Origin of the sequence: Azospirillum sp. Sh1 (assembly GCF_008365135.1) — a bacterium.
In the GTDB taxonomy this organism is placed as follows: Bacteria; Pseudomonadota; Alphaproteobacteria; order Azospirillales; family Azospirillaceae; genus Azospirillum; species Azospirillum oryzae.
This window is the reverse complement of record NZ_VTTK01000037.1, coordinates 23424-36966: the sequence shown is the minus strand read 5'-3', so window position 1 is coordinate 36966 and position 13543 is coordinate 23424. Positions and strand designations below refer to the sequence as shown.

The window sequence follows — 13543 nt, the reverse complement described above, 5'->3', positions numbered from 1 at the left end:
GTTTTTGAGACGATCATCGGCCGTCATCCCCGCGAAGGCGGGGAACCAGGAAACTCCGCGGATAAGCCGCTGAACCGGCTGGATTCCCACCTTCGCGGGAATGACCGCCAAAGAAGTTCATGCGTTCACTCCGACCGCGGGACTGCCGGTCACAGCACGAAGGTGAGCACGATGTTCGCCAGCACCGCCGCGACGACGCCGAAGGGAGCGGCACGGAACAGCAGCCGGGTGAACAGCGTGTTGCGCGACTTTTCCTCCAACGCCGAGCCGAGGATCAGGCTGCCGCCCGACGAGAAGGGCGAGATCGAGGTCGCCTGCGAGCCGACCACGATCGCCGTGAACAGCAGAACCGGGCTGACCGACAGGCTGGTCGCCAGCGCCGGCACCAGCGGGAACAGCGTCGGCGTCACCACGCCCAGCGTGCTTGAGAACAGCGACATCACGGCGGCGACGATGCCGAACACCACCGGCAGGAGCAGGGCCGGGATGCTGCTGCCCAGCCACGCCGCCAACACGGCGATGGTCCCGGCCTTGATGGCGACGGAGATCAGCATCCCCATGCCGGAAATCATGATGAGCGTCGACCACGGCACCGACGCGATGGCCTTGCGCTCGTCGCCGAGCTTCAGCAGCAGGGCGATGACGGAGAAGACGCCGGCGATCAGGCCGATGTCGATCTTCGAATTGAGATAGGCCACCGTGGCGTTGCCGGGCATCGCCAGATGCAGCACCGGGCCGAGCAGGACCAGCGCCATCATCGTCAGCGTCAAGGTCAGCGTCACGCGCTGCCGCCCGTCGAGCGGCTCCGGCCGGCCGGTGTCGGCGAGCGAGGCGTTCAGGCTGCGGCGGTTGCCGAACAGGAACAGCATCGCCGTGATGACGAAGAACGGGATGATCAGCGTCGCCGCGAAGATGACCCCGCTGTAGAGGAAGGCGTCGGCATCGCTGGTGCCGTTCGCCGTCATCAGGCCGCGGAAGATGATGCCGCTCTGGCTCGACATGAAATTGGCGCCGGCCAGCGCGCCGTAATTGGCACCCATCGCCCCCAGCACCATGTCCAGCCCGGTCCGCCGGCACATCAGCAGCGTGATCGGCGCCATGAAGGCGAGCACGGTGTAATAGCCGGCCCCCATCGCCGCGATCAGCGTCGCCGTCACCAGGATGGCGTAGGGCAGCACCCACGGCACGTTGCGGCAACGGTACAGCATATGCTCGGCCAGCTTTTCCAGCGTGCCGTTGACCAGGGCGAAGCTGTAGAACAGGCAGACCGAGAAGATGACGAAGAAGATCTTCAGCGGCCACATCTCGATGACCGCGCCTGGCTTCAGCCCGAGCCCGAAACAGCCGAGGATATAGGCGAAGGCGATGGCGAACAAACCGATATTGATCTTGGTGACATAGCCCAGAACGACGGCCAGGGCGATGGCCAGCACGATGACGAGGGTCATCGATTTCCTCCCAGTTTCTGTATTTCAGGCGAATTGAAAAAGCGTTGCAGGATTTCGGACGAGGATTTGCGCCCGCTCCGCCGGGTCGGGGATCAGCGCGTGCAGCCGGGTCACCTCCGCGGCATAGCCGGTCTCGGATTCATGCTGGGTGTGGGGCCAGTCGCTGCCCCAGACGAAGCGGTCGGAGCCGCCGCAGGCCCCGCGCAGCAGGTCGAGGCTGCGTGCCGCGAGGTCGGGCGTCAGCCCGGCGCGGTAGGGGGCGGAGAGCTTGACCCAGACCGTCGGTGTCTGGCGCAGCACATCGAGGACATCGGCATGGCTGTGGTTCGCCGGATCGATGCCGCCCTGCGGCAGGCCGAAATGGTCGACCACCACGGTGACGCCAGCCTTGGCAATGGCCGGCACCACCTCCGCGAGGTCGTCGAAGCGGCGCTGGATCTCGACCTGCCAGCGGCGGGATGCCAGGCGGCAGAAGAAGTCCTGCCATGGAGCCACCCCGAAATCCTCCAGCGCCCGCCCGACGAGATTAAGGCGGACACCGACGAAGCCGAGGGCGCCGAGCCTGTCCAGCTCCTCCTCCGTCACGCCGGGATCGACGACGGCGACCGCGCGCAGCCGCTCGGGATGGGCGCGCAGGGCGGCTTCGATCAGACTGTTGTCGGTGCCGAGGAAGCTGGGCTGGATCAGCACGCCATGGCTGAACCCCGCCTTGTCCTGCATCGCGAACCAATCCGAAAGCTCCGCCGCATAAGCCGGGCTGTAGCGCCGGCCGGCGGCCATCGGCAGGTCCGGGCGGAAAATATGGGCATGCGTGTCGATGCCCCTGATCGGGGGGAGTGCGGTCATCGGTCGATCCATACGGGCAATAGGGGGGCGGCCTCCGCCGCAAGGGGGAGGGTCCGGGGAAGGCCGAAATGAGGGAGCGCGCCGGAAACCGGGTCCGGCGCTGCGGGTCAGCTCAGGCGGCTGCGGTAGCGGAAGCGTTCGGCGGGGCCTTGGGCGATGCGCCATTCGACCGCGGTGCCGTCCACGGTGTAGGCGGTGCGTTCGATCACCGCCGTGGGCGCCCCCTCGGCAAGACCCAGCCGCGCCGCGACCTTGGCGGAGGCCGCCGCGAAACTCACGTCATCGACGGCGCTGGCGATGAAGACGTTGAAGCGCTCGTGATAGAGCGGATAGAGCAGCGGCCCGAATTGGGACTCGTCCAGTTCCACGATGCCGTCGAAGCGGGCGCGCGGCAGCCAGATCTCCTCCGACAGCAGCAGGGCGTCGGACTGGCCGCGCAGGCGGTCGAGGCGGATGCAGTCGGCGGTGCCGAGAATTTTCGCGACGACGGCCGGCGCGGTGGCGGCCGTGCGCGCGATAATGCGGCTCGACGGGATCGTCGCTTCGCCATCGGCGGACTGGACCGCGAAGAAACGGAACAGCGAGGCGTTGAAGGCGCGCTTGCGCAGATAGGTTCCGGACCCCTGGCGCCGTTCGAGAAGCCCCTCGTCGACCAGCGTCTGGATCGCCTTGCGCACGGTGCCGACCGAAAGGCCGGTTTCGGCGGTCAGCTGGTTTTCCGACGGCAATGCGGTGTCGGGCCCCCATTCGCCGCGAGCCACCCGGGTGGCGAGCGCGTCGCGCAGCTGCAGATAGGCCGGCAGGCGCCGGTCCGACGGTGGGGCTGAAGCAGAATCATGCTGTGGCATCGATGTCCTCCCGCAACCATCCTGTCGCATATGGATGCGTCGGTCAACAAGTTCTATATAGAACTATATGAGCCGGCTTGCGGACATGACGTGGCCCCCCTTGCGGCGGCGTTTCACAACGCAGCCGCAAGGGGGGCCGATCGATGCTCGGATGCAGAGGCGGCGGGTCGGAACCGCCCGTCAGACCTGGGCCATCCCGCCGTCGGCGAACAGCTCGACGCCGTTGATGAAGCTGCTGTCGTCGGACGCCAGGAAGACGGCGGCCTTGGCGATCTCGTCCGGGTCGCCGACACGGCCCAGCGGCACCTGGGCGGCCAGGGCATCCACCAGCCCCTGCTGCTGCGCCGCGTCCGGACCGGCCAGTTCGACCAGTCCCGGCGTGCGGACCGGGCCGGGGCTGAGCGTGTTGATGCGGATGCCGCGGTCCTTCAGGTCGAGGATCCAGCTGCGGGCGAAGTTGCGCACCGCCGCCTTGCTGGCGCTGTAGACGCTGAAGGCCGCCGTGCCCATGCTGCCGGCGGTGGAACCGGCGAGGATCACCGACGCGCCGCGGCCGAGCAGCGGCAGCGCCTTCTGCACGGTGAACAGCACGCCCTTCACATTGCGGTTGAAGGTGTCGTCGAACTGTTCCTCCGTGATGTCGCCCAGCGCCAGCATGCTGCCGCCGCCGGCATTGGCGTAGAGCACGTCGAGCCGGCCAGCCTCTTCCTTGATTTGCGCATAGAGCCGGTCGAGATCGGCGAGGTTGGACGAGTCCGCCTGCACCCCGGTCGCCGTGCCGCCCGCGGCACGGATCGCCGCGACCGCGGCCTCCAGTTCGGATTTCCGGCGGCCGGTGAGGTAGACGACGGCGCCTTCGGCGGCGAAGCGCTTGGCCGCGGCGAGCCCGATGCCGCTGTTGGCGCCGGTGACGAGGGCGATCTTGCCGTCAAGCTTGCGTGACATCTGAAGTCTCCTTGGGAATGGGTCATCTTCTGGAGACAAAGCTATCGACGACGGTCACATACCGAAATAAAAACGGTTGAAAACCATTGTTGCAGGATTGTCGATGTCGAGGCTGCCGGATTTCGAAGGGCTGGCGATGTTCGCCAAGGTGGCGGAGGAGCGCTCCTTCGCCGGTGCGGCCCGTGCCATGGGGGTGTCCGTCGCCACCGTGTCGCGCGCGGTCAGCCGGTTGGAGGAACGGTTGGGAGCCCGGCTGTTCAACCGCACCTCGCGCCGGCTGGCCCTGACCGATTTCGGCCATTCCCTGGCCGAGCGCGCGACCCGCCTCTATGACGAGGCGGAAGCGGCGGAGAATGCGGTGCGCGAGATGTCCAGCCGCCCGCGCGGCCTGATCCGTTTCGCGGTCCCGATGTCGTTCGGGCTGCGCTGGGTGGCGCCGCTGCTGCCGGACTTCTTCCGCCTCTATCCGGAGATCTCCATCGACCTGCACCTGAGCGATGCCACCGTCGATCTGGTGGGGGACGGTTTCGACGCGGCGCTGCGTATCGCGGTTTTGCCGGACAGTTCGCTGGTGGCGCGGCGGCTGTGCGGGGTGTCGCCGGTGGTGCTCGCCGCTCCAAGCTATCTCGCCCGCCATGGCGAGCCGCGGCATCCCCGCGAGCTGAACGGCCATCATTGCCTGGGTTATGCCTACCGTCGGCGGCAGGACATCTGGCACTTCACCAACAGCGCCGGCGAGGAGGAAAGCGTCACGCCGTCCGGCCCGTTGCGCGTCACCAACGCCGACGCGCTGGTGCCGATGCTGATGGAGGGGCTGGCCATCGCCGAACTGCCGGAATTCATGGCGGCCGAGCATCTGGCAACGGGTCGGCTGACCGCCATCCTGACCGACTGGTCGCTGCCGAAGGGCGGCCTCTACTTCATCACGCCGTCGGCCCGCACGCGGCCGGCCAAGGTCGGCGTGCTCGCCGATTTCCTGATCGAACGATTGTCGGAAACGGCTTGGCGGCGGCGCATCGACGGCGCTGGGAAATAGCCCATCAATCCAACGCCAGCAGCGGCCCGAACGCCTCCTCCAGGCTGCTGCGGTGCAGGCCGATCTTCGCCGGGTTGCCGGGCGTCAGATTCACCGCGCGGATCAGGCGGCGGACCACCCGGCCGGCCGTTACATCCACGTCGATGATGTTGATGCAGCCGTAATCCTGCTCGAACGCCGACAGGGCCGACAGACCGGCGCCGCAGGCCCAGGACAGCAGCATGCGGTTCACGCCGTCATGGGCGACCAGCGCCAGATGGGTCCAGCCCGGCTGGCGCACCAGCACCTCGATGGCCGACACCACGCGGTCGCGCACGGCGGCGAAGCCATCGCCACCGGCGAAGCGTCCGTCCTCGGCCGCCGCCTCGAAGCCGTAGACGTAAGCCGCCTCCCGCTGCTCCTTCGGCACTTCCGACAGCCGGCCGGCGCGGATTTCCAGGAAATCGGGATGGTCCTCCACCGGCAGACCATGCGGCGCGGCGACCGGTTCGGCCGTCTGCCGCGTGCGGGCAAGCCCGGAACACAGCACGCGGTCGAGCGGCACCCCGGACAGCAGGGCACCGGCCGCCTGCGCCTCCGCCCTCCCCCGGTCAGTCAGGGCGGCCAGCTTCGGGTTCAGCGGCTGGCCGGCGTCGTCGTAATAGGCGACATGGCCGTGGCGCAGCAGATAGAGGCGGCGGCGGGCAACCGTTCCTTCCAAGGGCGGAAACAGGCTCATCGGTCGGTGTCCCGTCCTTCGGCGGCCAGTCGCTTGGGATTGCTCAGCGCCAGCCTCGCCCGCGTGATGTCCTTCAGCACCGCGCGCAAGGCCGCCTGCCGGTCAGGGGCGTCGAAGCGCCCGCCGTCGATGGCGGCGCAGAGGCTCGGCAGCAAATCCGGAAGATCGCCGTCCTCGCCCAGAAGACCGCCGACGGCGGCGGCCAGGGTCGGCTCGGCAGCGGTGCCGGCCGCCAGTTCCCGCTCGGCCACCCCCAGCGCGTTGGCGATCATCAGCGCGGTGAAGCGCTGGTCGGCCGGAACCACCGGCAGGATCGTCTCACGGAAGCTGCGGAGCGCGATGGCGACCAGATCGCGGGCGCCGGGATCATCGTTGATCATGCTCCACCTCCGGTCATGGGGGATCCACCGACACGGTCGAGATGGCGCAGCAGATCCATTTCGATCTCCGGCAGCATCCGGCCGGTCAGCGCCAGTTCCAGCGACGGTTCGGTGCCGGAGATGTGGCGCTGCGCCTGCTGGATGGCGATGACCGCCCAGCGCATGCAGGCCGCGGCCTCCCAATAGGCGACGGCGGTCGTATCCACCTGCCGCCCGGCCGTCTCCTCGTAGCCGGCATAGAGATCGGCGCGGTCGGCGATGCCGCCGGCCTCGCGGTCGTTGCGGCCGAAGCGCCAGCAGGCGGCGCAGAACCAGCCCAGATCCTCCATCGGGTCGGACCAGCCGGCGAATTCCCAATCGATGATCGCGGTCAGCCTGTCGCCATCAACCATGTAGTTGCCGGTGCGGTAGTCGCGATGGCACAGCACCAGATCGCCGGCCGGCGGCGCGTTCCGTTCCAGCCAGCGCAGCCCATAGGCCAGCACCGGATCGCTGGCGGCATAGCGCCCGGCCCAGCGGCGGAAATCGGCCGCCGCCTGCAGGGCCGCCGTCGGCTCGGGCAGCGCCAGGAACTCCAGCCCCGCCGCTCCCGGCCGCACTCGGTGGATCAGGCCAAGCTGCCGGCCAAGCTCACGGGCCAGATCGCGCCGCGGCTCCTCGCTCTTGACCATGCGATGGCCGGCAGCGATGCCGGATGCCCGCCGCATGATGTAGAAGGGCGCGCCCAGCATCGCCGGATCGGCGCCGACGAACAGCGGTTCCGGCACGGTGGCGCCGGCGGCGAAGACGGCGCGCAGGACCGCGGCCTCCTCCGCCTTGCCCAGGCTGGCCGACACGCCGGAGGCCGAGCCGGTGCGCAGCACGCAAGGGTGACGGCCGGACAGCGGCCCGCCGTCGATCTCCAGCGTGACCGCGAGGTTGAGCGAGATCGCGCCGCCGCTGAGCCGCCCCTCGTCGATGACGGTGACCGCCCGCGCTTCCGCCTGCCCGGCCAGCCAGGACTCCAGCGCCGCTTTCCGGGCGGGTTCCAATCCGCCGGTGGACTCTGGAGCGCCGCTCACCGCCAGCCCCAGAAATCATCGCCCTCGGCGAGGTAGCTGCGGCTCAGCACCATCTTGTGGACCTCCGACGCGCCGTCGACCAGCTTGGCCTGCCGGGCGTAGCGGTAGATCCATTCCAGCACCGTGTCCTTGGAATAGCCGCGCGCACCGCAGAGCTGGATCGCCGTGTCCGCCGCCTTGAACAGCGTGTCGGCGACCTGGACCTTTGCCATCGACACCTCCTTGCGGGCGAAGCTGCCGCTGTCCAGCGCGTGCGCCGCCTTCATGGTGAGCAGCCGGCCGATCTCGATCTGCATCGCCGTCTCGCCCAGCATCCACTGCACGCCCTCATGTTGGGCCAGCGGCATGCCGAAGCTCTCGCGTTCCTTCACATAGGCGCCGGCGATCTCCAGGCAGCGCTTGGCAAGGCCGGTCCAGCGCATGCAGTGGGTCAGACGCGCCGGGCCAAGGCGGATCTGCGTCGCCTTCAGCCCGTCGCCGACCTTCATCAGCACATTCTCGTCCGCGATCTCCAGCCCGTCGAAGATCAGTTCGCAGTGGCCGCCATGTTCCTCCGGTCCCATGATCGGGATGCGGCGCTCGATGCGCCAGCCGGGCTGGTCCTTGTCGAACAGGAAGGCGGTCAGACCCTTGCGCGGATCGTCGGAGGTGCGCGCCATCAGGATGAAGTGCTGCGCGGCGTCGGCCCCGGTGATGAACCATTTGCGGCCGGTAACGACCCAGCGGTCGCCCTTGCGCTCCGCCCTGGTCTTCATCATCGACGGGTCGGAGCCGCCGCCCGGATGCGGTTCGGTCATGGCGAAGGCGCTGCGCACCCGCCCCTCGACGATGGGGGCGAGCCAGCGCTCCTTCTGGGCCGGGGTGCCGACCATGCTCAGCAGCCGCATGTTGCCGTCGTCGGGGGCGGCGGCGTTGAAGCAGACCGGCCCGAAGATGGAGCGGTTCATCTCCTCGTAGCAGGCGGCGACGCCGACCATCGGCAATCCGTGGCCGCCGACCTCCTTCGGCAGTTGCAGGGTCCACAGCCCGGCCGCCTTTGCCTTGGCGCGCAAGGCTTCCAGCGGCGCTTCGGCGATGTTCTCGTGCTCGTCCCAATTGGCACGGTCGGCCTCGACGGGAAGGATCTCCTGCTCGACGAAGGCGCGGACGCGACGGCGATAGTCTTCCAGCTCCGGCGGAAGGGTGAAATCCATGGAACCGCTCCGTTGGTTCAGAGGGAGGAAACCAGATGGCCGCCGTCGACGGCCAGCACCGATCCGGTCATGTAGGCGCCGGCATCCGACGCCAGCAGAAGCAGCGGCCCGTCCAGATCGGACAGCCGGCCGAGCCGGCGCTGGGGGATGCGCTTGACCAGCGCCTTGCCGGCGTCGCTGGCGAAGAAATCGGCGTTCAGCTCGGTCTCGACATAGCCGGGGCAGAGCGCGTTGACCCGGATGTTATAACGCGCCAGTTCCAGTGCCATCGCCTTGGTCAGATGCACCAGCCCGCCCTTGGCGGCGATATAGGACGACACCTGCCCCGCCACCCGCATGCCGAGGATGGAGGCGATGTTGACGATGGCCCCGCCCTGCTTATCGTCGCGCATGCGCTGCGCCACCGCGCGCGCCACACGGGCACAGCCGGTCAGGTTGGTGTCGATGACCCGGTCCCACTCCTCCTCGCTCATGTCGAGGAAGGGGCGGGTGGCGGTGACACCGGCATTGTTGACGAGGATGTCGATGCGGCCCAGCGCCCCCCATGCCTCCCCCACCGCGGCGGCGACGGAGGCGGGGTCGGTCACGTCCATGGCGACGACGACGGCGCTGCCGCCAGCAGATTCGATGGCGGACTGCGTTTCGGCCAACGCCTCGGACCGCCGCGCGGCCAACGCCACGCGGGCGCCCGCCTTCGCCAGCACACCGGCGAAATGGCGGCCGAGGCCGCTGGAGGCGCCGGTGACCAGCGCCGTCCTGCCGGTCAGATCGATGGTGACGCTCATGCTTCCTCCCATGGTCGGGATTTCTTGACGAGGCGGCGGGGCACGGCCCCGATCAGCACTCTTGAAAAATAGAGCGAGCGCTCGCTTTATATCCTTGTGGCCGATGATATGCAAGAACGATCGGTGTCGCAAACGATAGGGCAGCCGGATATGAGCAGCTTGCGGGATTTCCAGGCACGGCACGATCTGTCGATGGAGGCGTTGTGCGCGCGCATCCTGGAACGGCATGCCGCGACCATCCGGGTGAAGAAGCCGGCGGTCGCCATCGCCAACCTCGCGCGGATCGTCGAAACCACCCTGACGCTGGCGAACCGCAAGGGCTTCCACTCCACCAGCCTGCGCGACCTGACCGAACAGTCGGGGCTGAGCATGGGCGCGCTCTACGCCTATTTCGACAGCAAGGACACGCTGCTGATGATGATCCTGGGTCAGGTCGTCGGCGTGGTGGAGGAGGTGCTGGGCCGCCCGCCGGACGGGCTGGCGAACGACCCGGCCGGCCGTCTGCGCTGGCTGCTGCGCACCCACCTGTTCCTGACCGAGACCATGCATCCCTGGTTCGTCTTCGCCTATATGGAGGCGAAGTCCTTCCCCAAGGACGGGCGCGACCTTGCCGTCAGCAGCGAGATGATGACGGAGGGCATGATCGCCGACGCGCTGGCCGACGGCGTTGCCCGCGGCCTGTTCTCCGTCCCCGACGTGACGATGACCGCCGCGCTCATCAAGCCGATGCTGCAGGACTGGTACGTCAAACGCGCCAAGCACCGCCGCCGCGGCATCACGCCCGACCTCTATGCCGAGCAGTTGATCGCCTTCGTCGAGGCGGCGGTGGGGCTGAGACGGGCCTAGGTCACGGCCACCTGATCGCGCAGCACCCGCTTGGTCACCTTGCCGTTGGCGTTGCGCGGCAGCGCGTCGCCCAGCAGGGTGACGTAATCGGGCACCTTGTACTCGGCGAGATTGGCGCGGCAGAAGTCGCGCACGTCGTCCGCGGTCAGGCTCCCTGACTTGGAGATGACGAAGACATGGATCTTCTCGCCCAGCACCGGATCGGGATGGGCGACCACCGCAGCCTCGACCACGTCGGCATGGCGGACCAGCAGGTTTTCGACCTCCACGCTGTAGATCTTGTGGCCGCCGCGGTTGATGACGTCGTTCTTGCGGTCGAAAAGGCGCAGATAGCCGTGCCCGTCCAGCGTGCCGATGTCGCCGGAGCGCCAATAGCCGTCGACGAAGCTGTCGCGGGTGGCATCCTCGCGGTTCCAATAGCCGCGGATGGTCATCGGCCCGCGGATCCAGACCTCCCCGCTCACCCCCGGCGGGCATTCGCGGCCCTGTTCGTCGATGATGCGGAGGTCGCCGCAGGGCACGCACATGCCGACCGAATCCAGGCAGGCGCGGGTATGGCCGATGGGGACGACGCTGATGATGGTGGCGCATTCGGTGGAGCCGTAGGCGTTCAGCAGATGCAGGTCGGGCAGCCGTTCCGCCATCGCCTCCACCGTCGCTTCCGGCATCGGCGCGCCGCCGAAACCGCCGATCCGCCAGGATGACAGGTCGTAGCGGCTGAAATCGGCGCGCAGCAGGCAGAGATTGTACATGGCCGGCACCAGCACGGTGGTGGTCATGCGCTCCCGGTTCGCCAGTTCCAGGAAGCCGGCGACGTCGAAGGCCGGCATCATCACGGTGCAGCCAGCGACGCGGATCATCGCCATGACGACGGCGACCAGCCCGGTGACATGGGAGGCCGGAACCGCCAGCACCGCCCGCTCGCCCTCGCGATAGTCCCAGCATTCCTCGAAATGCATGGCGGAGTGGATGATGTTCACATGGGCCAGCAGCGCGCCCTTCGGCTTCCCGGTGGTGCCGGAGGTGTAGAGGATGACGGCGGTGTCCTCCTCGCGCTGCGGGACTGCGGAGTCCGGAAGCGGGGCGTCCGTTTCCAGCAACGCTTCGAAGGGGCGGCAGCCGTCCGCCGCGCCGCCGGCCGAGAAGCGCGAGACGAGCGACGGCACCTCCGCGGCGTCGGGCATCCGGTCGGCGAGCGCCGCGTCGTGGATCAGAATCGAAGCGCCGCAATCGTTCAGGATGCCAACGATGCCCGGCCGCTGTTCCCGCGCGCTGACCGGCACCGCGACGATGCCGGCGCGGGCCGCCGCCAGCAGGGCGATCAGGAATTCCGCGCGGTTGCTGAGCACCAACGCCATGCGATCGCCCGGCCGGGCGCCTTGCGCCAGCAGGGACGCCGCGGCGCGCGTCACCTGCGCGTCCAGTTGCCCATAGCTGTACCGCCGCTCCCCATCCACCAGAGCCTCGCCATCCGGCCGGCGGGCAACGGCGGCGCGGAGCATGGCGTCGATGGTGGCGGGACGCTTGCTGTAGCATGGTACGAGACGCGTGCCAAAAAGCAGCTCGCGCCGTTTGGGAACGCCCGTTCCGTCCGGCCAAGGCATGCCCGTCCTCCCTGACGATTTCGTTGAAATGAATGGCGGCGGCAATGCGGTGATGGCGGTGCCGCCCTTGTCGCTGTTGCAGAAACTATGTCATTCTATGAACTGAGTGTCAAACAGCGGCACTGTCAGCGCAACGAACAAAATGGTCGGCGCGCGCCTCGCGCCGGCCGATCGGGAGGAAACCGATGCCGATCCCCCATTACGTGACCCTCGCCGACGGACAGATGCGCGTCTGGCGCAGCGGCTCGGGACCCGATCTGCTGGTCCTGCCCGGCCTGATCGAAGCGGCGTCCGTATGCGCCGACAGGCTGGCAGGCGCCCTGCCGGGCTGGACCGTCACCGCGCTCGACCTTCCGGGAACCGGCGGGTCCGTCACCTGCTGGGCGGAGGACGTGGCCGGGCTGGCCCGCCTGATCGCCGATACCGCCGGCCGGCTCGGCCTGCCCGCCTGTCCGTTGCTCGCCTTCGACCTAGCGGCGCCGCTGGCGCTTGCGTTGCCCAAGGCAGGGTGGCGGCCCGACGGCGTGCTTCTGGTCAATGCCGCCGCGGCAGAGGGCTGGAGCGAGCGCGGACTGCGTCCCGCCCCGCTGGCACCCAGAGCGGACGGAACCCATCTGGCGGTGCTGTGGGCGCATCTGCGCGACGCCCATGTGCTGGAACCGCGCGACGCCAGCCATCCGGCCAAAGCCGGTTCCCCCTTGCCCACCCCCACCGAATTGGACGCGATGCTGCGCAGCGCCGCCGGAGCACCGGCGCGCTACGAGGCGCTGTGGTCCATCTGCCTGGACGCCATGAGGAGCAACTCCGACTCCGCCGATCTTGCGGTTCGCGTCGACGGCCTGGACGAGGTCGCCGTTCATCTCGCGCCGATGGCCGCCGGCCGAAAGCCCGCCGGGGCGCCGCCGCCGACGCGGCCCTTCGCCGATCCGCTGCGGGTCTGGCACGACTACGCCGACACGCCCGCCGGCCGGGTCCATCTGCGCCGCGCCGGGCGCGGCCGGCCGCTGCTGGCATTCCAGTCGGCGCCGGGGTCGTCGGCGCCGCTGCTGCCGCTGCTGCATGGGCTGGCGCCGGGACGGGAGGTCATCGCCCCCGACTATCTCGGCAACGGCGACTCCGACAAGCCAGAGCGCGCGGTGGATATCGGCGTGCTGGCCGACGACATGCTGGCGGTGGCCGACGCGCTGGGACTGGAGAGCTTCGATCTGTGGGGAACCCATACCGGCGCCCTGGTGGCGCTGGACCTGACTGTGCGTTTCGCCGACCGTGTCGGCCGAGCGGTGCTGGAGGCGCCGGTGCTGATCCCCGCCGACTTCAGCGCCGACATCCTCGACCATTATTTCCCGCCGCTGTCCGCCGACCGCTGGGGGCTGCATCTGCTCCAGGCCTGGAACATGCGGCGCGACATGTTCCTGTTCTGGCCGTGGTATCGGCAGGAGCGCGCCGCCGCCCGCGCCATCGGCGTTCCCGACGCGGCGGTGCTGCATGACTGGACCATGGGTCTGCTGGCGAGCGGCGGGCATTACGACCGCTCCTACCGCGCCGCCTTCCGCTATGACACGCGGGCGGCACTGGTGCGCCTGACCCGCCCGGCCCTGATTTGCGCCGGTCCGGCCGACATGCTGGTCGAGGGACTGGCGGAGGCGAGGACGCTCGCCCCGGCCGGGACGGAGGTCATGCCGACCCCCGCCACCGTCTGGTATCCCGGCCAGAGTGACGAGGCGGTGCAGGCAACGATCGACTGCTACGCCGCCTTCCTCAACGAAAGGTCCGAGGCGTCGATTCCACACCCTGTGGCATAGGGCGACACCGCTGCCGCTCCGGGCTCAGCCG

At 68.8% G+C, this 13543-nt stretch carries 13 protein-coding genes; 3 read left to right on the top strand and 10 right to left on the bottom strand.

The genetic code is table 11. The annotated features are described in order from the left end of the window. Positions 1–149 precede the first annotated feature (149 nt). The 4 genes from FZ029_RS26790 to FZ029_RS26775 form a co-directional block, all read right to left on the bottom strand. A complete protein-coding gene (locus FZ029_RS26790; RefSeq protein ID WP_149272717.1) occupies positions 150–1448 on the bottom strand; it encodes an SLC13 family permease in 1299 nt (432 codons plus the stop codon). Positions 1449–1472: 24 nt separating this feature from the next. Further along, positions 1473–2294: an amidohydrolase family protein gene (locus FZ029_RS26785; protein WP_149272716.1), complete on the bottom strand. Its 822-nt coding sequence runs from the start codon at positions 2292–2294 to the stop codon at positions 1473–1475. A gap of 107 nt (positions 2295–2401) precedes the next feature. Next, positions 2402–3142, bottom strand: coding sequence for a GntR family transcriptional regulator (locus FZ029_RS26780; RefSeq protein WP_149272715.1), 741 nt, complete (start codon positions 3140–3142; stop codon positions 2402–2404). A gap of 180 nt (positions 3143–3322) precedes the next feature. Beyond that, positions 3323–4087 carry an SDR family oxidoreductase gene (locus tag FZ029_RS26775; RefSeq protein WP_149272714.1) on the bottom strand — a complete coding sequence of 255 codons (765 nt, stop codon included), beginning with the start codon at positions 4085–4087 and terminating at the stop codon, positions 3323–3325. Between the two features lie 103 nt (positions 4088–4190). Here FZ029_RS26775 and FZ029_RS26770 point away from each other — a divergent pair, with 103 nt between their 5' ends. Further along, complete coding sequence (locus tag FZ029_RS26770; RefSeq protein WP_149272713.1) at positions 4191–5123, top strand: LysR family transcriptional regulator; 933 nt, start codon at positions 4191–4193, stop codon at positions 5121–5123. A 4-nt stretch (positions 5124–5127) separates the two neighbouring features. On the opposite strand, the gene FZ029_RS26765 is transcribed toward FZ029_RS26770, so the two are convergent. From FZ029_RS26765 to FZ029_RS26745, 5 genes are read right to left on the bottom strand one after another with little or no spacing between them, the layout of a single operon-like run. Next, the gene (locus FZ029_RS26765) at positions 5128–5841 is read right to left on the bottom strand and encodes a histidine phosphatase family protein (protein WP_149272712.1); all 714 of its coding nucleotides are present in this window, start codon (positions 5839–5841) and stop codon (positions 5128–5130) included. Then, a complete protein-coding gene (locus tag FZ029_RS26760; RefSeq protein ID WP_149272711.1) occupies positions 5838–6221 on the bottom strand; it encodes a DUF6285 domain-containing protein in 384 nt (127 codons plus the stop codon). The genes FZ029_RS26765 and FZ029_RS26760 overlap by 4 nt, the downstream gene beginning before the upstream one ends. Then, positions 6218–7282: a phosphotransferase family protein gene (locus tag FZ029_RS26755; protein ID WP_247892516.1), complete on the bottom strand. Its 1065-nt coding sequence runs from the start codon at positions 7280–7282 to the stop codon at positions 6218–6220. Before FZ029_RS26755 ends, FZ029_RS26760 begins: the two co-directional genes overlap by 4 nt. Beyond that, complete coding sequence (locus FZ029_RS26750) at positions 7279–8475, bottom strand: acyl-CoA dehydrogenase family protein (protein WP_149272710.1); 1197 nt, start codon at positions 8473–8475, stop codon at positions 7279–7281. Before FZ029_RS26750 ends, FZ029_RS26755 begins: the two co-directional genes overlap by 4 nt. A gap of 17 nt (positions 8476–8492) precedes the next feature. Beyond that, a complete protein-coding gene (locus tag FZ029_RS26745; protein ID WP_149272709.1) occupies positions 8493–9260 on the bottom strand; it encodes a glucose 1-dehydrogenase in 768 nt (255 codons plus the stop codon). A gap of 150 nt (positions 9261–9410) precedes the next feature. Between FZ029_RS26745 and FZ029_RS26740 the strand changes: the two genes are divergently transcribed. Beyond that, complete coding sequence (locus tag FZ029_RS26740) at positions 9411–10106, top strand: TetR/AcrR family transcriptional regulator (protein WP_149272708.1); 696 nt, start codon at positions 9411–9413, stop codon at positions 10104–10106. On the opposite strand, the gene FZ029_RS26735 is transcribed toward FZ029_RS26740, so the two are convergent. After that, positions 10103–11710: a class I adenylate-forming enzyme family protein gene (locus FZ029_RS26735; protein WP_149272707.1), complete on the bottom strand. Its 1608-nt coding sequence runs from the start codon at positions 11708–11710 to the stop codon at positions 10103–10105. The two genes, FZ029_RS26740 and FZ029_RS26735, sit on opposite strands and share 4 nt — an antisense overlap. Positions 11711–11895: 185 nt before the next feature. On the opposite strand from FZ029_RS26735, the gene FZ029_RS26730 reads away from it, so the two are divergent. After that, positions 11896–13512: an alpha/beta hydrolase gene (locus tag FZ029_RS26730; protein ID WP_149272706.1), complete on the top strand. Its 1617-nt coding sequence runs from the start codon at positions 11896–11898 to the stop codon at positions 13510–13512. The last annotated feature ends 31 nt before the right edge of the window (positions 13513–13543 follow it).